This is a genomic window from Flavobacterium ammoniigenes (genome assembly GCF_020886055.1).
Lineage (GTDB): Bacteria > Bacteroidota > Bacteroidia > Flavobacteriales > Flavobacteriaceae > Flavobacterium > Flavobacterium ammoniigenes.
This window is the reverse complement of record NZ_AP025184.1, coordinates 1,090,581-1,112,860: the sequence shown is the minus strand read 5'-3', so window position 1 is coordinate 1,112,860 and position 22,280 is coordinate 1,090,581. Positions and strand designations below refer to the sequence as shown.

Annotated in this window: 20 protein-coding genes; 7 read left to right on the top strand and 13 right to left on the bottom strand. The window is 37.0% G+C overall.

The features are described from left to right. The first annotated feature begins 1 nt into the window (after nt 1). From LPC21_RS04910 to LPC21_RS04900, 3 genes are all read left to right on the top strand, one after another. Nucleotides 2-928 carry a hypothetical protein gene (locus LPC21_RS04910; protein WP_229318475.1) on the top strand — a complete coding sequence of 309 codons (927 nt, stop codon included), beginning with the start codon at nt 2-4 and terminating at the stop codon, nt 926-928. A gap of 83 nt (nt 929-1,011) precedes the next feature. Continuing rightward, on the top strand, nt 1,012-1,746 hold the full coding sequence (gene rlmB / locus LPC21_RS04905; RefSeq protein ID WP_229318472.1) for a 23S rRNA (guanosine(2251)-2'-O)-methyltransferase RlmB: 735 nt from the start codon (nt 1,012-1,014) through the stop codon (nt 1,744-1,746). Nucleotides 1,747-1,806: 60 nt separating this feature from the next. Continuing rightward, nucleotides 1,807-3,084 (top strand): replication-associated recombination protein A, encoded by a 1,278-nt coding sequence (locus LPC21_RS04900; protein ID WP_229318470.1) that lies wholly within the window; start codon nt 1,807-1,809, stop codon nt 3,082-3,084. On the opposite strand, the gene LPC21_RS04895 is transcribed toward LPC21_RS04900, so the two are convergent. The 9 genes from LPC21_RS04895 to hpt form a co-directional block, all read right to left on the bottom strand. Continuing rightward, entirely contained in the window at nt 3,081-3,809 is a 729-nt protein-coding gene (locus LPC21_RS04895) for a hypothetical protein (protein WP_229318468.1), read from the bottom strand. The two genes, LPC21_RS04900 and LPC21_RS04895, sit on opposite strands and share 4 nt — an antisense overlap. 2 nt (nt 3,810-3,811) lie before the next feature. Continuing rightward, complete coding sequence (locus LPC21_RS04890) at nt 3,812-4,501, bottom strand: YjjG family noncanonical pyrimidine nucleotidase (RefSeq protein WP_229318466.1); 690 nt, start codon at nt 4,499-4,501, stop codon at nt 3,812-3,814. An 8-nt stretch (nt 4,502-4,509) separates the two neighbouring features. After that, nucleotides 4,510-5,202, bottom strand: coding sequence for a RadC family protein (gene radC / locus LPC21_RS04885; protein WP_229318465.1), 693 nt, complete (start codon nt 5,200-5,202; stop codon nt 4,510-4,512). 22 nt (nt 5,203-5,224) lie between these two features. Continuing rightward, entirely contained in the window at nt 5,225-6,580 is a 1,356-nt protein-coding gene (locus LPC21_RS04880; RefSeq protein WP_229318463.1) for a UDP-N-acetylmuramate--L-alanine ligase, read from the bottom strand. Nucleotides 6,581-6,658: 78 nt separating this feature from the next. After that, a complete protein-coding gene (locus LPC21_RS04875; protein ID WP_229318461.1) occupies nt 6,659-7,345 on the bottom strand; it encodes a tetratricopeptide repeat protein in 687 nt (228 codons plus the stop codon). Nucleotides 7,346-7,454: 109 nt separating this feature from the next. Then, nucleotides 7,455-8,456, bottom strand: coding sequence for a GTPase ObgE (gene obgE, locus LPC21_RS04870; RefSeq protein WP_229318459.1), 1,002 nt, complete (start codon nt 8,454-8,456; stop codon nt 7,455-7,457). 11 nt (nt 8,457-8,467) lie between these two features. Continuing rightward, nucleotides 8,468-9,745 (bottom strand): hemolysin family protein, encoded by a 1,278-nt coding sequence (locus tag LPC21_RS04865; RefSeq protein ID WP_255657593.1) that lies wholly within the window; start codon nt 9,743-9,745, stop codon nt 8,468-8,470. 93 nt (nt 9,746-9,838) lie between these two features. After that, complete coding sequence (locus LPC21_RS04860; protein ID WP_229318457.1) at nt 9,839-10,411, bottom strand: adenylate kinase; 573 nt, start codon at nt 10,409-10,411, stop codon at nt 9,839-9,841. 40 nt (nt 10,412-10,451) lie between these two features. Next, nucleotides 10,452-10,982, bottom strand: coding sequence for a hypoxanthine phosphoribosyltransferase (hpt, locus tag LPC21_RS04855; protein ID WP_229318455.1), 531 nt, complete (start codon nt 10,980-10,982; stop codon nt 10,452-10,454). A 183-nt stretch (nt 10,983-11,165) separates the two neighbouring features. On the opposite strand from hpt, the gene LPC21_RS04850 reads away from it, so the two are divergent. From LPC21_RS04850 to LPC21_RS04840, 3 genes are all read left to right on the top strand, one after another. Beyond that, nucleotides 11,166-12,317 (top strand): 5-(carboxyamino)imidazole ribonucleotide synthase, encoded by a 1,152-nt coding sequence (locus LPC21_RS04850; RefSeq protein ID WP_229318453.1) that lies wholly within the window; start codon nt 11,166-11,168, stop codon nt 12,315-12,317. A 10-nt stretch (nt 12,318-12,327) separates the two neighbouring features. Next, complete coding sequence (purE, locus tag LPC21_RS04845; protein ID WP_229318451.1) at nt 12,328-12,813, top strand: 5-(carboxyamino)imidazole ribonucleotide mutase; 486 nt, start codon at nt 12,328-12,330, stop codon at nt 12,811-12,813. A 95-nt stretch (nt 12,814-12,908) separates the two neighbouring features. Then, entirely contained in the window at nt 12,909-14,936 is a 2,028-nt protein-coding gene (locus LPC21_RS04840; RefSeq protein ID WP_229318443.1) for a M3 family metallopeptidase, read from the top strand. Nucleotides 14,937-15,052: 116 nt separating this feature from the next. Here the strand turns inward: LPC21_RS04840 and LPC21_RS04835 are convergent, their stop codons facing one another. The 4 genes from LPC21_RS04835 to LPC21_RS04820 are packed head-to-tail and all read right to left on the bottom strand — an operon-like array spanning nt 15,053 to nt 19,190. Then, the gene (locus LPC21_RS04835; protein ID WP_229318441.1) at nt 15,053-16,087 is read right to left on the bottom strand and encodes a phosphotransferase enzyme family protein; all 1,035 of its coding nucleotides are present in this window, start codon (nt 16,085-16,087) and stop codon (nt 15,053-15,055) included. Next, the gene (locus LPC21_RS04830; RefSeq protein WP_229318439.1) at nt 16,087-17,046 is read right to left on the bottom strand and encodes a nucleotidyltransferase family protein; all 960 of its coding nucleotides are present in this window, start codon (nt 17,044-17,046) and stop codon (nt 16,087-16,089) included. The genes LPC21_RS04835 and LPC21_RS04830 overlap by 1 nt, the downstream gene beginning before the upstream one ends. Then, the gene (locus LPC21_RS04825) at nt 16,997-18,394 is read right to left on the bottom strand and encodes a Gfo/Idh/MocA family protein (RefSeq protein ID WP_229318437.1); all 1,398 of its coding nucleotides are present in this window, start codon (nt 18,392-18,394) and stop codon (nt 16,997-16,999) included. The genes LPC21_RS04830 and LPC21_RS04825 overlap by 50 nt, the downstream gene beginning before the upstream one ends. 55 nt (nt 18,395-18,449) lie before the next feature. Then, nucleotides 18,450-19,190: a hypothetical protein gene (locus LPC21_RS04820; protein ID WP_229318436.1), complete on the bottom strand. Its 741-nt coding sequence runs from the start codon at nt 19,188-19,190 to the stop codon at nt 18,450-18,452. Nucleotides 19,191-19,365: 175 nt separating this feature from the next. On the opposite strand from LPC21_RS04820, the gene gcvP reads away from it, so the two are divergent. Then, nucleotides 19,366-22,209, top strand: coding sequence for an aminomethyl-transferring glycine dehydrogenase (gene gcvP / locus LPC21_RS04815; protein ID WP_229318434.1), 2,844 nt, complete (start codon nt 19,366-19,368; stop codon nt 22,207-22,209). Nucleotides 22,210-22,280 lie beyond the last annotated feature (71 nt).

Below are 22,280 nucleotides of genomic sequence, written 5' to 3'. Positions count from 1 at the left end.
TATGAAAAAATTAATAAATAAAGTTAGTGTACTTTTAATCGCTTTAAGCCTTTTTGCTTGTACAGAAGGGAATAAAGTAATTGACCAAGTACTTAATGACACTGAAATTGGTGGAGGTGCTCTAAGAACACTTTCAGTAGCAAGCCCGATCATTGAATCAGGTGTTGCAACAAGTAAGTTTTCTGCAGTTGTAGAAGTACAAGATGTTAATCAAAGTAAGGATACTGAAAAAATTGACATTTACGTTACATTTAAAGACAACAATCTTGCTGACGGAAACAATTCTAAAGCTGAAGTCTTATTAAAATCTATTCCTGCTACATCTTTTGTACAAGGAAGTAGAGAATTTATGAATGCAGCTATTGATGTAACTATCGCTGAGTTAAAAACTAAATTTTCATTGACTGCAAGCCAATATACTGGAGGAGATGTTTTCACAGTACGTTTAGCACAAGTAATGAAAAATGGCAAAGTGTATACAAGCACTAATGCTGCTGGTACAGTTACTGGTGGTGCTTTTTTCAACTCACCATTTAGATACACAGTAAATGTAGTATGTCCTATAACAGATGCGTCTTTATTCAACGGAAACTACAGAGTAATTAAGGATGAATGGGAAGACTATCCAGTTGGAGCTACTGTTCCTGTTGTTTATGATGCAGCATTTGGAACACTTAAATTCAAAATCTTGAGTTCTACTAACCCAAGTGCCGTGAATGCAGGTACACCGTATATCATTGTAACAATTGATGCAGCTAAAGCTATTGTAACTTCAGCAACTTCATATTCATTTTTCAATTATGGTTCTGCTACAAATTATACTGTAACGGCAGGAACAGGTTCAGTTAACTCTTGTACAGGAGATATTGAATTAAAATTGACTTGGGGTGCTTATGGTACTTATGCATTTAATTTGAAAAAATTATAATAGCTACTCAAATCAATTAAATTGATTTACTATATCAAAACCATCAGCCTTTGGCTGGTGGTTTTTTTTTGTATCTTTGCCGCATGGAAAAAGAAAACATAATATTCGGAATACGCGCCATTATTGAGGCCATACAAGCAGGAACAGCAGTAGACAAAGTCTTTATTCAAAAAGAAATTGCTGGCGAACTGATGAAGGATTTAATGAAGGTGATGAAACGTGCCAATATTAATTTTTCCTATGTACCAGTAGAAAAACTAAACCGCTTAACACCTAACAACCACCAAGGAGCTGTGGCTAGCATCTCTCCTATTGGTTTTATGGAATTGGAACATTTAGTAGAATCGACTATAGAATCGGGGAAACAACCTTTATTCTTAATCCTAGATCAAATCTCTGACGCCCGTAATTTTGGGGCAATAATTAGAACTGCCGAATGCACCGGTGTTAATGGCATTATCGTACAAAAAGCAGGCTCTGCACCTGTGAATGGTGATACTGTAAAAACTTCTGCTGGAGCTGTATTCAATGTACCTATTTGTAAAGTAGAACATATTAAAGATGCTATCTTTTACCTTCAGGGTTCTGGTATCAAAACCGTAGCTGCTACAGAAAAAACAGAACAAAACATTTACGACATTGCTTTGAACGAACCGGTAGCCATCATCATGGGATCAGAAGATAGAGGAATCAATCCTTCTGTATTAAAAATCGTAGACGAAAAAGCAAAACTTCCTATGTTTGGGACAATCGGATCACTAAACGTATCTGTTGCTTGTGGTGCCTTTCTATACGAAGCAGTTAGACAAAGAAGTTAGAAATAAAATCTTCAAATTTGTATTACAAATAACCGAATCAACAAATAACCCATTACTCCAATGGAAGCTCCTTTAGCAGAACGCATTCGTCCACAACAACTAGAAGACTACATTAGTCAACAGCATCTTGTGGGACCAAATGGTTCACTAACGCAGCAAATTGCAAAAGGGATTATACCTTCATTGATCTTTTGGGGGCCTCCAGGTACAGGCAAAACCAGCTTAGCCCAAATTATTTCGCAAGAATCCAAACGTCCATTTTATACCTTAAGCGCCATTAATTCTGGCGTAAAAGACATTCGCGAAGTCATTGAAAAAGCCAAACAAAGTGGCGGACTATTTACGTCCAAAAATCCTATTTTGTTTATTGATGAGATTCATCGTTTTAGCAAATCACAGCAAGATTCCTTATTGGCTGCTGTAGAAAAAGGTTGGATTACTTTAATTGGAGCTACAACTGAAAACCCAAGTTTTGAGGTAATTCCAGCACTCCTATCCCGCTGTCAAGTGTATACCTTGAATGCCTTTAATAAAGAAGATTTAGAAGCATTATTACACAGAGCCATGCAAATGGATGCCGTTTTAAAAGAAAAGAACATCCAATTAAACGAAACAGAAGCGCTATTACGACTTTCTGGCGGAGACGGACGCAAACTATTAAATCTTTTTGAACTGGTTGTAAACGCCTCTAATGAGGACGAAATTTTAATTACCAACGATCGTGTACTTGAATTAGTACAGCAAAATACCGTTTTGTATGATAAGACTGGCGAACAACATTACGATATTGTTTCGGCCTTTATTAAATCCATTCGTGGAAGCGATCCTAATGGAGCGGTCTATTGGCTTGCCCGAATGATTGAAGGTGGAGAAGATGTGAAATTCATTGCAAGACGTATGCTGATTCTATCTAGCGAAGATATTGGCAATGCCAATCCAACCGCCTTTATTATGGCAAACAACACCTTCCAAGCGGTAGCCACTATTGGTTATCCTGAAAGCCGAATCATATTGAGTCAATGCGCTGTGTATTTAGCAACCTCCCCAAAAAGTAATGCGTCTTATCAAGCCATCGGGAAAGCACAACAAATCGTAAAACAAACCGGAGATCTTTCTGTTCCAATTCACTTGCGCAATGCACCTACTCCCTTAATGAAAGAGCTAGGTTATGGCGAAGACTACAAATATTCGCATGACTATGCCAATAATTTTGCCGAACAAGAATTCTTGCCCGATGCAATTACAGGAACTGCAATCTATGAACCTGGAAATAACACACGAGAAAATTCAACCAGAGAATTCCTGAAAAACAGATGGAAAGACAAATACGGTTACTAGAACTTCACCGCTACTTTTTCTGAAACTAATTTTTCGCTTTCGTAATACTCAAAAAACCATTGATTGTCCTTCTGAATCAACACCCCTTGGTTCATGCCTTTTGAAGCAATAAACAAATCAGAGCGAGAGGTTTTGTACAATTTATACACCACTTTAGGACTAGCGTCAACTAACTGATAGCCTGTGACTGTGGTTTGAGCATACAACAAATCTGAAGTAGATTTTTCAATAACAGCAGTAGGAACAGTTGACACAACAATTGGAGCAACTTCACTTTTTATTGCTACAACTGGATTAGCCGCTGAAGTTTTTTCGAATTGATAATGCAAATTAGTTACAGAAACAAAGGCTTTCTTTAATGCATCGGCATAAGCCAACTCAGTATCTTTTTCTTTAGAATATCCCGTTTCTGATTTAAAAATTATTTTACCAGTACAATCTTTTAATTCAATGTACATTTTCGTAGCCAAAAAAGCATTTTCTTTCACAATATCATAATACAATAAATCACAACGATCTGCGTATTCCTTTGGTAATATCTCATTCGAATAATACGCATTAAATCCTGCAGTGTTAAGATATGCTTTAGAAATTGTACAAAGACGGTATTGGTTATTAGTACGAATAAAGTCAAATTTCAAAGGGATGATTACAGCTTTGAAGTTATTCACGTTTTGAGCAAAACAAAACGAAGTAAACAACAATACAAATAGTAGTTTTTTCATAATTACAAATAGTTTTTAAGATCTAATAAATGGTTAATTTCAATAATATTTTCGGGTTTATACTCTTTATTAGGATTGAAAAAAAGGGCTTCCATTCCAAAATCCAAGGCCCCTTGTACATCGGCTTCCAAACAATCACCGATCATGATACTGTGTTCTTTTTGGGCTTTTGCCAAATCTAAAGCATGCTGATATATGATGGGATTAGGCTTCTTCACTCCTGCCATTTCAGAATTGGTAATCGTTTTAAAATAGGTATCAATTTTTGAATTGGCTATTTTTTTATATTGAACATTCGCAAATCCATTCGTGATAATATGCAATTGGTATTTGCTATTCAGATACTCTAAAATTTCAATAGCACCGTCAAACAAATGATTATTGTCGGGCAATAAAGTAATATAATCCTCTGCCATTTGATGAATAGCTTGATCTGAAATAGCATAATTCAGAGCATCAAAGGATTCTTTAAGTCGTTTATAACGCAATTCCTGGTGAGTAATTTTATCGTACTGATACAACTTCCAACAAGCCTGATTAATTGGTGCGTATTTTTCAATAAAATCGGCTATAGCAATTTCTGGATGATTTTGTTTGAATATCGTACCAAAAGCCATTTCAGAATTTTTATCAAAATCCCAAAGGGTATGATCTAAATCAAAAAAAACGTGCTGTATATTTTTATATTTCATTCGTATAATTACAAAATTCCTTGGTCAACAAAACTAAAATAACTTGTTTCAGTTACTATTACATGATCCAAAATGGCTATTTCTAAACTCTCTCCAGCTCGTTTTAATTTTTGTGTAATTTGGATGTCGGCATCGCTAGGTTTTAAACTCCCCGACGGATGATTGTGACACAATACAATGGAAGTCGCTCCAAATTCTAATGCCATTTTAAAAACCAATCGTATGTCTACTACCGTTCCAGTAATACCGCCTTTGCTTAATTGTGTTTTTGAAATCACCTTATTGGAATTATTCAAATACACTATCCAAAATTCTTCATGTGGTAATTCACCAATTATGGGTTGCATCACATCAAAAATTACTTTGCTTGAAGTAATTTTAACCCATTCAACTGTCTCTTCTACCCTGCGTCTTCTTCCTAATTCAAGGGCGGCAATTATGGTAATCGCTTTGGCTTCGCCAATTCCTTTAAATTGCATCAATTGCGACAAACTCAGTTTGCCTAAGGCATTTAAATTTTGGTTAATACTGGCCAACATTCGTTTACTTAAATCGACTGCCGTTTCATTCCTGCTTCCAGATCCAATTAAAATCGCTATCAATTCGGAATCACTCAAGGCATTTTTACCTTTAAACATCAATTTCTCCCGAGGTTTATCATCTTCGGACCAACTACTAATGGGAAAGGGGGCGTTTTCCATAGGTGTACTATTTAAGTTGCTATTATTCGATCAACTGCTTGACTTCGTCAAAATTCAATCCGCCGTAATTTCCAGAACTCATCAACAATAAAGCGGAATTATCTAAATTTCGATTGAACAAATACTGTTTGAATTCGGCTGGATTAGTATAAATAATTAAATCTTTTCGATTAAAGGCTTTGGCAATTTGCTCGTAAGTCACCTCTTCCAATTGTTTGATTTTTACTGCATCTGGCGAATAAAAAACAACCGCTTCATCCGCATATTCCAACGCTCCTTCGTATTCTTTCAAAAATTCAGCATTCAAACTACTATAGGTATGCAACTCTAAACAAGCAACTAAAGTACGATTCGGATATTGTTCCTTCACGGCTTTAGTTGTCGCAGCTACCTTACTTGGCGAATGCGCAAAATCTTTATAAGCAACTCTTCCTTTTCCTTCGGCAATTTTTTCCAAACGTTTTGATGCCCCTTTGAAACTCGCAATGGCTTCGTAGAAATCGGCTTCATCAACGCCCATATTTTGACAAATCCATTTGGCTCCAGCCAAATTATTCAAATTATGTGCACCAAAAACTTCAATTGGCATAGGGCCTTCAGGAGTTTCCAAAAGTGTTACACCGTCATTTACACTATAAGCAGGCGTACTATAAGGTAATTTACGAATCGGATTTGTAGCGGTTTCTGATACACGTTTCACCTCAGCATCGTCTTCATTGTAGACTAAAATGCCACCATTCGTAATTTTGTCGATGAAAATTTCAAATTGCTCCACATAATTTTCGTAGGTTGGAAATACATTAATATGATCCCAAGCAATTCCTGAAATCAAAGCAATATTGGGTTGGTACAAATGAAATTTAGGACGTCTATCAATGGGTGAAGACAAATATTCATCGCCTTCCAGCACCATAAAATCATTTTCTTCGGTCAAATGCACCATGGTATCAAATCCTTCCAGTTGGGCTCCCACCATATAATCTACGGCAATATTATGGTAATGCATGACATGCAAAATCATCGAAGTAATCGTAGTTTTTCCGTGAGAACCGCCAATAACTACTCGCGTTTTGTTTTTAGATTGTTCGTACAAAAATTCTGGATACGAATAAATTTTCAAACCCAATTCTTGTGCTTTCAATAACTCGGGATTATCTGCTTTGGCGTGCATTCCTAAAATGACGGCCTCAATATCAGTAGTTATTTTTTCAGGAAACCAACCCATTTCAGCGGGCAGAATTCCTTTCTTATCTAATCGTGATTTGGAAGGTTCAAAAATAGCATCGTCGCTTCCTGTAACTTGGTATCCTTTGTTGTGTAGCGCCAAGGCTAAATTGTGCATAGCGCTTCCGCCAATAGCAATAAAATGTGTTCTCATTCTTTTAGTTTATGAGTTTAAAGGATTACACCATTTATAAGTTCGAAAAATAAACTTATACGCTATTATCCTATTTAACTATTTTTCAAATTGTTCTTTTAACTGTTGGGCTTTCTCTAAATTTTTTAATTTATACGCATACAAATTGTATAATTTTTGAAAAGCCACTTTTGATTTACCTAACTCAAATGCTTTGGAGTAATTCAACTCTGCTTTCTTATTTCTTCCAAAATATTCATCAATATATCCTTTTGATAAATAACCTTCCAGAGGCGATAATCGCATTAGTTCATTCGAATACGCTACTGCTTTTGTTTCGCTTCCTCCAATAATTCCAGGTAATTCCAAATATAACATTAATAAGGCCCAACGAGATTCTTTGTGTTTTGGATCTAAAGCAACCGCCTTTTCAAAGGACGATTTGATCTCGTCAATCATTCCTATAGCCTTGAATTTATTTACTGATTTGGCTTTCATACCCAAAGCGCCGCCGTATTTATAATAATATTCGGCTGCTGTAGGTTGTAATTGTTTGGCCTTTTTATAATACAATAGTGCCTTATCCCATGATTTATTTTGACCTGCAATATCACCCAAACGTTCTATTGCTTTGACTTGAGACGGATTATCTTTCACTATATTTTCAAACACTACCCGTGCTTGATCTGTTTTTCCTGATTCCAAAAGCTGCTCTGCTTTCTCAAAATTAGATTGAGACCAAAGCATACTTGGAATTAAAAATAAAAGAAATAATAATCGATTCATATTTCAAAAATAAGGAAATAAATACTTGTATTCCACTCTAATGGAAAAGGTTTTTCATAAAAAAATCCGTCTCAATCGAAACGGATTTGTATTTTAAACAAAGTAAAACTTAGTCATTCAACATCGACCACAATTTATCCTTTAATTCTGTCAAACCTTGTTGTGCCACCGAAGAAATAAACATATAAGGAATGTCCTTAAATGCCACATCTAATTCGGTTTTCAATTCGGCCTTTAATTCTTCATCCAACATATCAATTTTTGAAATGACTAACAATCGTTCTTTGTCGAGCATTTCTGGATTGTATTTGGTTAATTCGTTGACCAAAATATCGTATTCGGCTTTAATGTCGGGTGTATCCACCGGCACTAAAAACAATAAGGTAGAATTTCTTTCGATATGACGTAAGAAATAATGTCCTAAACCTTTTCCTTCTGCTGCACCTTCTATGATACCGGGAATATCAGCAATTACAAACGATTGAAAATCACGGTAGGCAACAATTCCTAAATTAGGTTTTAAAGTAGTAAATGGGTAATCGGCAATTTTTGGCTTAGCCGAAGTCAAAACGGATAACAAAGTCGATTTTCCTGCATTTGGAAAACCTACCAATCCTACATCAGCCAAAACTTTCAATTCTAAAATTACGTCCATTTCTATACCCAACAAACCCGGTTGCGCGTAACGTGGCGTTTGATTCGTAGAACTTCTAAAGTGCCAGTTTCCTAAGCCTCCTTTACCACCTTGAGCCAAGATACGTTTTTCTCCGTCCTCAGTAATTTCAAAAAGCACTTCGCCGGTTTCTTTGTCTTTAACCACAGTTCCTAAAGGCACTTCAATGTATTTATCGTCTCCATCAGCACCTGTGCTTCGGTCTCCTCCTCCATCGCCACCGTGACCGGCTTTGACGTGACGTGCAAATTTTAAGTGAAACAAAGTCCAAAGTCCTTTATTACCCACTAAATATACGTGTCCACCACGACCACCATCACCACCATCTGGACCACCTTTTTCAATAAATTTTTCTCTATGTAAGTGCGTAGAACCTTTTCCTCCTTTACCGGAAGAAACAAATATTTTAACGTAATCAACGAAGTTACCTTCTGTCATTGTTCTTTATTTTATAAATCTTTCAGTGTGGTGATTAATACTTTATCAATCTTCACACCATCCATTTTTTGAGCTTCAAACTCTAATTTATTCCAAATCAACTTATCGCCTTCTTTTGGAATAGCACCTAATTCGGTGATAATAAATCCACTCACCGTTGTCACTTCATAGTCTGTAGTTAACTCATCCATGTCAAAATAGGTCAAGAAATCGTGTAATGAATATTGCCCATCCACTAACCAAGATCCATCTTCATTGGCAATCAATTTATATTCATCGTCATCAAAGTCAGCCGCGTCTCCTACCAATGCTTCCAAAATATCATTCAAGGTAATTATCCCTTGAAAAACCCCGTATTCATCTGTAATAAAAGCATAATGCACCTTAGTTTTTTTGAAATTTTCTAGTGCCTTATAAGCCGAAGTATGTTCAATAAAATAGGAAGGTTCTTTGGCAATGGAACGCAAATTAAAATTGCCTTTTTCAAAATTGGCAAACAAATCCTTCAAAAATACCACACCCACAACCTCGTCTAAATTCTCTTCACAAACCGGATAAACCGAATGCAATTCGTCTAACACTTTTGTCTTAATTTCGTCTAAAGTATCCTCCATAGAAAGATAGACCATAGAGCTACGATGTGTCATCAAGGAATTCACTTTTCGATCACCAATATGAAACACACGCTCCACAATGTCTTGCTCGATTTCTTGAACTTCACCTACTTCAGTACCTTCTTTAATAATAGCCTTAATTTCTTCCTCGGTTACTTTACCGTCTGCGGTTGGTTTGATCTGAAGAATTTTCAATAAAAATTCTGTTGAAGTAGTTAACAACCAAATAAATGGCGCCGTAATAATTGAGATGACTTTCATGGGCATCGCCATGGCCTTGGCAATTGATTCTGGATGATTTAATCCGATGCGCTTAGGCAATAATTCGCCTAAAACCAAAGAGAAGAAAGTCAATACTACCACTACAATTCCCACAGCAACTGAATGCGCATAAGGAGTAATGGCCTCAAATCCACTTACAAAATATTCAACATCTTCGGTAATTTTATCACCACTATAAATACCAGTCAAAATACCGATAAGAGTAATTCCAATTTGGACTGCCGATAGAAATTTATTGGGTGAATTGGCCAAATCTAATGCCGCCTTAGCACTCTTACTTCCTTTTTTAGCAGCCGTTTCCAATCGGCTCTTTCGCGAAGAAATCAATGCGATTTCCGACATAGAGAAAACGCCATTCAAAAGAATTAAGAAAAATATAATGAGTATTTCCAATGGTATGTTGTTAAAAGTTTAAAATCAGATGTAAAGAAAATCGAATACCGAATATTACTTTAATCCAAGGTTCCAAACATTTTTTTGTTAGTATTATAAATTATCGATTACAGCACTTAATCGTTCTGTGATTTCTGCGATAGAACCAATGCCATCAACAGCATAAAACTTTCCTTGCTCTTTGTAATACCCCATCAAAGGAGCTGTTTTTTCATTGTATTCTTGGTAACGGTTTCTAATTTTTTCTTCATCTTGATCGTCTGGTCTACCCGAAGTTTTTCCTCTTTCTAATAAACGTTGCACCAAGATTTCATCATCAGCCTCCAAAGCCACTGTGGCTGTAATTTGTTGTCCTTTTGATTCTAAAAAGCGATCCAAAGCACCGGCTTGAGCAATCGTTCTAGGAAAACCATCAAATAAAAAACCTGCTGAATCCGGATTAGCATCTACTTCAGATTGCAACATTTGGATTGTCACTTCATCAGGAACTAAATCGCCTTTGTCCATATAGGTTTTGGCTAATTTTCCTAATTCCGTTTCGTTTTTGATATTGAATCTAAAAATATCCCCTGTTGACAGGTGAGTTAAATTGTATTTCCCTTTTAAAAATTCGGCTTGCGTTCCTTTTCCTGCACCTGGTTTCCCAAATAAAACAATATTAATCATTTTCTAAATCTATTTTGTGTGTTGTAAATATGGTTATTAATTAGTCTTTCAATTGATATACTTCGGGTAAATTACGACCTAAACCATCGTAATCCAAGCCGTAGCCAACTATAAATTTGTTCGGAATTCGAATGCCTACATAATCTATTGGTAAGTCCTGTTGGTAGGCTTCTGGTTTGAAAAACAAGGTTGCGATCTTGAATTCTTTTACTTTTTCTTTTTCGAATAAAGCTTTCAAAGCTACTAAAGTGTTGCCGGTGTCTACAATATCCTCAATCACAATTACCGATCTTCCTGTCAAGTCTTGATTCAAACCCAATAATTGTTTTACCTCCTCAGTAGAAGAAGTCCCTTCGTAAGAAGCCATTTTGATAAAACTCACTTCGCATGGCGATGAATAGCGTTTCAATAAATCGGAAACTACCATAAATGCACCATTCAAAACCCCAATAAAAACAGGTATTTCATTCGAATAATCAGCCGATATCTTTGTAACCAATTTAGTGATCGCAAGATCGATTTCTTTGGCAGAAATAAACGGAACAAATTGCTTATCGTGAAGTTGAATCATTATTTGATTTTAAAAATAAAGAGCAAATATACTGAATTCGGATTGGACAATCTATAAAAGACGGGGAATTTGTAGTTTTAAAATGACGAATTATGCATTATCAATTGTTAATTATCAACGGACTAAGTATCTTTGCACACCTAGGCAACAAAAGCCCAGCAATTGAAGTAATAGAGAAAACAAATGAATTATTTTTCTTCTGATTTTAAGTTAGGAATTTTAGGCGGTGGTCAATTGGGCAAAATGCTCTTGTTTGACACCCGAAAATTTGACATTCAAACCTATGTTTTAGACCCAAGTGAGGAAGCTCCATCTAAAATTGCTTGCAACCATTTTGTTCAAGGCGACTTGATGGATTTTGATACTGTGTACAGCTTTGGCAAAAAAGTAGATGTATTGACTTTCGAAATCGAATTGGTGAACCTAGATGCTTTAGTAAAATTAGAAGAGGAAGGAGTGCCCGTTTATCCTTCTCCTAAAACGTTGAAATTAATTCAAAACAAAGGCATTCAAAAAGATTTTTTTTCCCAACATAACATTCCCACTGCAGCTTACAACCGTTTTGACACAACAACATCACTAAAAACCGCGGTTGAAAATAACAAACTTAGTCTGCCATTTGTATGGAAATGTACCGAATTTGGTTATGACGGAAACGGTGTAAAAGTAGTTCGAAAAGCAACTGATTTAGACGCATTGCCCAATGTAGAATGTATTGCAGAGGCTATGATTCCGTTCAAAAATGAACTGGCAGTAATTGTGTGTCGCAATCCTTCGGGCGAAATCAAAACCTACCCTGTGGTAGAAATGGAATTTCATCCCGAAGCCAATCAAGTAGAATATGTGATTTGTCCTGCGCGAATTGATGATGCAGTAGCCAAAAAAGCAAGAGCCATCGCATTGAATGTTTCCCAACAATTCCATCATGTGGGATTATTAGCTGTAGAAATGTTCCAAACAGAAGACGACGAAATTTTAGTCAACGAAGTAGCGCCAAGACCTCATAATTCAGGACATTATTCTATTGAAGCCAGTTACACTTCGCAATTTGAAAATCATTTGCGAGCTATATTGGATTTACCTTTAGGAAACACCGATAGTAAAGTAGCCGGAATTATGGTAAATTTGGTAGGCTCAGAAGGACATTCAGGACCAGTAGTTTACGAAAACATTGAAAAAATATTAGGTTGGAATGGGGTTACACCACATATTTACGGTAAAAAACAAACCCGTCCTTTCAGAAAAATGGGACATGTTACCATTGTAAACGAGGATGTGAACGAGGCACGTAAAATTGCCGAACAAGTAAAAAATACGATTAAAGTGATCAGTTAAATAGACAACAATGAGTACAGTAGCCATCATCATGGGAAGCATTTCGGATATGCCGGTAATGCAAGACGCCATCGACATTTTAAAAGAATTTGGAATCGAAACCGAAGTCGATATTGTTTCGGCGCACCGAACTCCTGAAAAATTATTTGATTTCAGCACAAAAGCACACGAAAGAGGAATTTCGGTAATTATAGCAGGCGCTGGTGGTGCGGCACATTTACCTGGAATGGTAGCGTCTATGAGTCCGCTTCCAGTTATCGGAGTGCCCGTGAAATCAAGCAATTCAATTGACGGTTGGGATTCAGTTTTATCGATCTTGCAAATGCCAGGCGGAGTTCCAGTAGCTACAGTAGCTTTGAACGGAGCTAAAAACGCAGGAATTTTAGCAGCTCAAATCATCGGAAGTGCAGATGCAACTATTTTAAACCGAATTATTGCTTACAAACAAAATCTAAAAGAAGCGGTCATCAAAGCCTCTGAAGGATTGAAAAAATAAATTATAAAACATCTGTAAGGGATCAAGAAAAATTAAGAAATATTAACCGTTCTTAACTATTCTTGATCCCTTACTTATTTAAAAAACTATTGTAAATGACTATCTTAACCTCAACGTACACAACCCCATATAACTCGGCACCCTTTGCTCAAATTCAAATGAGCGATTACCAAGCTGCTTTTGAAACCACTATTGCAGCAGCGCGTGCCGAAATTGACACCATTACAAACAATCCAGAACAACCCACATTTGAAAATACCATCGAGGCCTTGGATTTTTCAGGCCAAACTTTGGATCGTTTATCGTCGATTTTTTTCAATTTGAATTCGGCTGAAACTTCTGACGAAATGCAAAAAATTGCACAAGAAGTATCGCCTTTACTTACTGCTTTCAGCAATGATATTTCATTAAACGAAGGATTATTCCACAGAGTGAAAGCCGTATACGATCAAAAAGACGAACTGACCTTAACACCAGAGCAAGCCACATTATTAGATAAAAAATACAAAAGTTTTGCTCGCAACGGCGCCTTACTTTCTGAGGATAAAAAAGTACGCTTACGCGAAATTGACACTCAATTAGCTAAACTAAAATTGACTTTTGGCGAAAATGTGTTGGCCGAAACCAACAATTACGAATTGCACATTACTACCGAAGCCGACTTAAAAGGTTTACCAGAAGGTGTTATAGAAATGGCTCGTTCTTTGGCCGAATCAAAAGCAAAAGAAGGATGGATTTTTACCCTAGACTTTCCGAGTTATTTACCTTTTGTCACCTATGCTGACAATCGTGAATTGAGAAAAGAAATTAGTATTGCTGCAGGAAAAAAAGCCTTTCAAAACAATGCATTCGACAATCAAAAAATCACCTTACAAATTGCCAAACTGCGTTACGAAAGAGCTAATTTATTAGGGTATGAAACTCATGCACACTTTGTTTTAGAAGAGCGTATGGCGCAACATCCTGATCAGGTTAAAACGTTTTTGAATGATTTGTTAGCCAAAGCCAAACCGGCTGCCGAAAAAGAGTTGGCCCAATTAACCGCTTTCGCGAAAGAACTAAACGGCATTGAGCAATTAGAAAAATGGGACGGACCCTATTATTCAGAAAAATTGAAACAAAAACTTTTCAATTTGGACGACGAAATTTTGAAACCCTATTTCCAATTAGAAAATGTGTTGCAAGGCGCCTTTACAATTGCCAATAAATTATTTGGATTGACATTCAAAAAAATTGACACCATTGAAAAATACCACGCTGACGTGCAAACTTTTGAAGTTGTCGATGACAAAAACGAATTAGTAGCACTATTCTATGCCGATTTTTTTCCAAGAAAAGGCAAACGCAACGGTGCTTGGATGACTTCGTTCAAACCGCAATACATTCAAAATGGTGTAAACGAAAGACCCCATATTTCTAATGTGTGCAATTTTACTCCGCCTACTCCAACCAAACCTTCGCTATTAACTTTTAACGAAGTGACTACTTTGTTTCATGAATTTGGACACGGTTTGCATGGCATGTTAGCCAATACTAACTATCCTAGTCTATCAGGAACGTCTGTGTTTTGGGATTTTGTTGAATTGCCTTCGCAAATGATGGAAAACTGGTGTTACGAACCGGAAGCTTTGGCATTGTTTGCCAAACATTATGAAACAGGCGAAATCATTCCACAAGACTATGTCGAAAAAATCAAAGAAAGTGCGAGTTTCTTAGAAGGCATGGCCACTTTACGCCAATTGAGTTTTGGCTTATTAGACATGGCCTTTCACAGTACTAATCCAACGGATATTACAGATATTAAAGCCTTTGAAAAAGTGGCTTTTGAAGGTACCAGTTTGTATCCAGATGTAGCCGAAAATTGTATGAGCGTGTCGTTTTCTCATATTTTTCAGGGAGGTTATTCGTCTGGATATTACAGTTACAAATGGGCCGAAGTTTTGGATGCCGATGCTTTTGCTTATTTTCAAGAAAAAGGAATTTTCAACACAGAAGTCGCTACAAAATTCAAAGACAATATCTTATCTAAAGGCGGTACCGAGCACCCAATGACATTGTACAAACGTTTCAGAGGTCAAGAACCAAAACCAGAGGCGTTGTTGAAACGCGCAGGTTTGATTTAAATTGTTGCTATTGCGTTAGGGATTGAGGCGGCATCCTCGAAGTGCAACGTAGAGATACAGCCGAAAGCCAGACCCTGTCATTGCGAGGCACGAAGCAAACAGGGAACGCCCTAAAACTAGACTTTCAAAATATTCTTTAATAGGTTGATTTGATTTTTGGTGCGATTTAGATTTTGTTTCGGATAGCTGCATTGGTAATACACATCCCCATTCAAATAATCGGTTAAAAAACGTAAAGCCTGAATATAAATGATCACCTGCGGCGCATAGGGTAAGTTTTCCAATTCGACTTTGGTTAAGAAAGCACGTGTTTCAGTCAAAAAACCATCTGTTAAAGCGCGGTACAAGTCGGCATTGAACACTCCTTCTGGATTGGGATCGTCTTCTGGTTTTGTATTGGTATACGAACGAATCATATCGCCGTAATCGTATAAAATGGTGCCCTGCATTAAGGTATCCCAATCGATAATCGCTTTGGGTTGGTGGGTAACGGAGTCAAAAAGCACATTGCTGATTTTTGGATCGGCATGAATGAGACGAACAGACAACTCTTTTTGTTCCTGAAGTTGTATCCATTTTTGTGGTAAGTCTAGGTGTTTTACCATCCATTGTATTGATTCATTGGCTTCAATTAAACGCGATGAATTAGCCGATTGCAATGCAAGTTCAAAAGCAACTAGCCTGCTTTTGGTATCCAAAAAATGGGGCAAAACCGCTTGGATTTGGTGAAGATCAATTCCGTTTAAAAAGGTGTAGAATTGACCAAAAAAAGCTCCGATTGCATGTGCCTGTTCCGTATTTTGAACTACATTGATGGTGTAACTATTTTCAATTTGTGCTAAAAGTCGCCACGTACCACCATCATAAACTGTTTCAGTTTCCCCTTCAACTGTGGGACATAATTCCAACACAGGATGGGGATACTTTTTTGATTTTAAAAAGTTACTTACTACAGTAATATTGGCTTGAATCGTTTTTGGATTTTGAAAAACAGCCGTGTTGATTTGTTGCAAAATATAGTTACTACACTGCTGCTCATTTTGTATTTGCACACTAAAAGTAGTATTGATCAAACCACCTAGGATGGGTTCAATTGTCACCTCTTTTGCATGAGGAAAAAAAGCCTGTATAATTTGGAATTGATTTTTCATTATTCCCACAAATTACTAGGATATAATTGATTCTCGACACATTCTGAAATAAATCCAACCAATTGCTCTTTGTCTTCGGGATAGGTAATTCCATGCCAACGATCTGAGGTATGTAAAACTTTTACTTTGACACTTTTGGAGTCGATCAATCCCTGTACTTCAGTTGGAATATAGATTTCTGAAGTAGGCTCAGGAACCGCTTTTAAAAAAGCATGAAAGGCCTTCTCTAAATCTTCAAAAACAGTTGGATGAAAGCCCCAAAAATTCATGGAAACTAAAGCATCCGAAGCAATAATTTCCTTTTCTCCTTTTTCAATAAATACGATAGTATTTCCTTCTCGAGCAATTTTGGTGCGTTCAATTACCTGTTCTAAGTATCCTTCGTTTGACAGTGTACAAATTCCTCTTGATACAGCTCCATTTTCGCTTAAAGTGGCCGATACTGGATAAGCAACCATAGCAAATTGATTCTGTTGAATATGTCCTTTATTGATATATTCAGCCATTTCTATAAAGGCTAGCTTTCCGTAATAATCGTCGGCATTAATTACTACAAACGGTTCCTGAATAGTTTCTTTGGCACACAAAATAGCGTGAGCAGTTCCCCACGGTTTTTGTCTTTCTTGCAACAAATAACTAAATTCTTCCGGAATCAACTTGTCAATTGTTTGGGACACCAGATGAAGTTCAAACTTTTTTCGAGTTGCTATATCAGTAAGTCTGGCGAGATACGAAACCGGCAGATGTGAATTAATTATAATAACGATTTTGGCAAAACCGGCAGCTATAGCATCATACATAGAAAATTCCAAAACAGTGGCACCATCAGAAGTGATGCCGTCTACTTGCTTCAAACCTTGGTAGCGACTCCCTAATCCACCTGCCATAATAAGCAGTGTTTTTGGCGAACTAAAATGCTCCATCAAATCCAAATACTGGTTTTCTTGTTTGCCAAGCACCTTTTGTAAAATCAGGAATATCAACTACTTGACCGTTCTTTTTAATTGATTTTTCACTTAATGGTGTAATCGCATACCAAGTGGCTAAATCATACACATCCAATGGAAATTCAATATTGCGTTTGATACATTCTATGAAGGAATTGTCTACAAAGAAATCCATGCCGCCATGTCCTGAATTTTCGGCATCTTTAGCATAACGCTGCCAAAGTGGATGATCGTATTCTTGCAACCATTTTTCAGTATTATCCCAACGATGCGAATGTTTCATTAATTTTTCAAAATAAATAAACCCTTGATTATTGTCGCCCCAACCAAAGTCTTGCCAAATTCCATCGGTTCCTTGCACTCTAAATCCTAAATTATACGGGCGCTGCAAAGAAGTGTCATGCGTTAATAAAATGGTTTCTCCATTGGCACATTGGATTTGGGTAGTTACAATGTCGCCTTGTTGGAATTTTACTTTGGCATTAGGATGGTCTTTGCCTCCTTTTGGGTGTTCTTCGATGTACTTTGTTAGTCCTCTTGATTTGGATGAAAATGAAGACAATCGCAACAACCTATTGCCTCTATTGATATCAAACATTACCGCAACCGGACCCAAACCATGGGTGGGATACAATTCTCCATTTCTGTTTACATAATGATTCGTTCTCCATTTGGCCTCGCTAAAACCTTTGGCTCCAAATTCGACACCCGAATTATAAGCCGTTTGGCCGTCATTAAACAACACCCCTCTTAAATCATGTTCGTATCCTCCTTGACCGTGAATTAACTCTCCAAACATTCCTTTTCGTACCATGTTTAGTACTGCCATTACATCACGACGGTAACAAACATTTTCCATCATCATGATTGGAACTTTGGTTTCTTCATAGGCTTTTACATAGTCCCAACAATCATCTAAAGTCATAGCGCCACAAACTTCCATGCCCACAATTTTTTTGGCATACATAGCTTCTACCCCTTGTATTTTATGCCATTCCCAAGGCGAAGCAATAATCACCGCATCAATAGTTGGATCTTTAAGTAAGTTCCTAAAATCGTAATCGCCATTAGCATATTCTTGGGCAGGTTGTCTATTAAATTTAGCCATAAGTTTTTGCCCCATAGCCAACATTCTTGGATCTGGATCTGCAAAAGCAACGATCTCTACATCATCTCTTTTAAGCATTTCTTCCAGATGCGCTTGACCGCGATAGCCCATAGCAATGAATCCTAAACGAACTTTTTTATCCGTCTGAAAATTAACATTATAGGAGAAAAGAGAATTGGGTAAAATTAATGCGCCAAAACCGGCAGCTGCAGTGGTGGAAAGAAAATTTCTTCGGGTAACATTCGGATTCATAAATAGCTATTTTAAGCTAATTTAATAAAATTCTGTTTCGAAAATTTATAATTAGCTAAAAAAGCAAAACAACTAGCCAGAAAATCGGCAAACTTTCCACCCAAAAAGAAGTATAATACCAACTCCTTTTTTCATCCGAAAAATAAATTGCTATTAGGGAAGATAATGCATAGATAAAGTAGGGATAGTGTAAGGATAGTGTATGAAATGAAGTCATACAAAACAACCCTACCAACCCATAGCCTATTTGTTTGGTTCTTGGTATTCCAAAACAATGGGGCAATGTTTTCATTGCTACTGCATCTTTTGAACTGTCCAAAATTTCAAACGGAATCATCACGCTTGATAACAATAAAAACCGTTGGACAAATAACACAATCACATCTACATCACTTTTGAGCGGAACAAACAACGTAATATAACTCACCACAAAACTCACATAAAACGGTTTTAGCCAACCTATTTTTCGAACCAATGGATATAAAACTACCAGTCCAAAAGCAAGAATTAAATTTAACTGTACCGTTGCGTCTTGCTGCAAAAATAACCAAGAAAACCCTATGGCTGAAATCAAAGTAACTACAAGTATTCCAATGTACTGGATTCGAAAAAAATGAGTAGAGAAAAACCATTCGGAATATTTCAAAAAATTATACCCCACAATGGTTCCAAACAAAACCAAAAAAGAGTAACTATTCCATTGTTGAACACTAAGCTGAACTAAACAAAATACGGCAAACCCAACATGTATGGAGGATTGAATGTAAAAATCAACTATTTTTCTAAATGCAAGCATTTTACAAAACTAGCAAATCTGTTAATAAGACTGGATTTTGGTTAACAAATTCTCAAAATATTACCATTTGTTGAACTTAAAAATACAAGTATAATAATTACTTTTGTTCGCGAATTCTTTGTTTGAAAACAACAGCGAATTAAATCACAATCCAATTTACTTTTATTTTATATAAATGAAAACAGATGCATTTGCTTTACGCCATATAGGCCCAAGAGAAAGTGACCTTCAACACCTTTTTAAAACCATCGGAGTTGACTCACTTGAACAATTAATTGCAGAAACAATTCCGGCTGACATTCGTCTAAAAAAGGACTTAGAGTTAGATGCTCCAATGACAGAGTTTGAATACCTAAGTCATATTCAAGAATTGGGAAACAAAAATAAAGTGTTCAAATCGTATATTGGTTTAGGGTATCACCCTGCTGCAATTCCAGCTGTAATTCAACGAAATATTTTTGAAAATCCAGGTTGGTATACTGCCTACACACCCTACCAAGCAGAGATTGCTCAAGGTCGTTTGGAGGCGATTTTAAACTACCAAACCACAATTATTGAGTTGACCGGTATGGAAATTGCCAATGCTTCCTTATTAGATGAAGGTACTGCAGCGGCAGAAGCCATGGCTTTACTTTTTGACGTTCGTACTCGCGACCAAAAGAAAAATAACATTAATAAACTCTTCGTTTCAGAAGAAATATTACCTCAAACTTTATCGGTTTTACAAACTCGTGCTACTCCAAAAGGAATAGAATTAGTAGTTGGAAACCATGAAACCTTCGATTTTTCATCGGATTTCTTTGCTGCAATTTTACAATACCCAGGCAAATTTGGACAAGTAAACGATTATACTGGTTTTATTACCAAAGCACATGCAAACGAAATCAAAGTTGCCGTAGCCGCCGATCTATTATCTTTGGCTAAGTTAACTCCTCCAGGAGAAATGGGAGCTGATGTAGTGGTAGGAACTTCCCAACGTTTTGGAATTCCAATGGGTTATGGTGGACCGCATGCTGCTTTTTTTGCAACCAAAGAAGAACACAAACGTTCCATGCCAGGAAGAATCATTGGAGTGACTATTGACGCTAATGGTAACCGCGCTTTGCGAATGGCGTTAGGTACTCGCGAACAACACATCAAACGTGAAAAAGCAACTTCAAATATCTGTACAGCTCAAGTATTATTAGCTGTTATGGCTGGAATGTATGCCGTGTTTCACGGACCAAAAGGTTTGAAATATATTGCCAATAAAGTGCACGCATCAGCAGTAAGCTTGGCGGATGCCTTAAATCAATTAGGAGTTTACCAAACTAATTCTGCTTTCTTTGACACCCTTTTGGTGAAAGCCGTTGCTGTAAAAGTAAAAGCCGTAGCCGAGAAAAATGAAGTCAATTTCTTTTATGTAGACAACGAAACAATTTCGATTGCGTTGAACGAAACAACTTCATTGGCAGATCTCAACCAAATTGTTGTCATTTTTGCGGAAGCATTAGGAAAACCAAATGTGACAATTGAGCAATTGGCAAATGAAACAATGGTTCCTAAAAATTTAGAAAGAACCTCAACATTCTTGCAACACGACGTATTCAACAACCATCATTCTGAAAGTCAGTTGATGCGATACATTAAAAAATTAGAACGAAAAGATTTATCGTTAAATCACTCGATGATTTCTTTGGGTTCTTGTACCATGAAATTAAACGCTGCAGCTGAAATGTTACCCTTATCTATGGCCAATTGGAATAGCATTCACCCGTTTGCTCCAATTGAACAAGCGGAAGGCTACCAAATCATGTTGAAAAAATTAGAACAACAATTGAATGTAGTGACTGGTTTTGCCGGAACTACTTTACAACCTAATTCGGGAGCACAAGGAGAATATGCTGGTTTGATGACCATCAGAGCTTATCATTTATCGAGAGGCGATCACCACAGAAATGTGTGTTTAATTCCTTCTTCGGCACACGGAACGAATCCGGCTTCGGCAGCTATGGCAGGAATGGAAATCATTGTAACCAAAACAACTCCAGAAGGAAATATTGATGTAGAAGATTTACGCGCTAGAGCTATTGAGTACAAAGATCGTTTGTCTGCATTAATGGTTACTTACCCTTCGACTCACGGAGTATTTGAAAGTACCATTATTGAAATTACCAATTTGATTCACGAAAATGGTGGATTAGTCTATATGGATGGTGCCAATATGAATGCGCAAGTAGGATTAACTAATCCCGCAACCATTGGCGCTGACGTTTGTCACTTGAACTTACATAAAACCTTTGCTATTCCGCACGGTGGTGGCGGCCCGGGTGTTGGACCAATTTGTGTCAACGAAAAACTCGTTCCATTTTTACCAACCAACCCAATTATCCCAACAGGTGGCAACCAAGCGATTTCAGCCATCTCGGCAGCACCTTATGGTTCGGCTTTAGTATGTTTAATTTCGTATGGCTACATTTCGATGTTAGGTTCAGAAGGATTGACCAATGCTACTAAATATGCAATTTTGAATGCCAATTATATGAAAGCGCGCTTAGAAGACCACTACCCTGTTTTATATTCAGGCGAAATGGGAAGAGCAGCGCACGAAATGATTTTGGATTGTCGTGCTTTCAAACAACAAGGTGTTGAAGTTACAGATATTGCTAAACGTTTGATGGATTATGGTTTTCACGCACCAACCGTTTCCTTCCCTGTAGCTGGAACTTTGATGATTGAACCAACCGAATCTGAAGATGTAGCTGAGCTGGATCGTTTTTGCGATGCGATGATTGCTATTAGAAAAGAAATTGCGGTAGCTACTGCTGAGGATCATAATACAGTTTTACACAATGCGCCTCACACCCAAGCGATGTTAACGGCCGATGTTTGGAATTTTCCATACACCAGAGAACAAGCTGCTTTCCCATTGGAGTACATTGCTGAAAATAAATTTTGGCCAAGCGTTCGTCGTGTAGATGATGCATATGGCGATCGAAATTTAGTTTGCTCATGCGCTCCAATTGAAGCATATATGTAATTCAAATAATCCAATACACGAAAGGGTTCAGTTGAAAAAATTGAACCCTTTTTTATAAACGAAACTCTCGC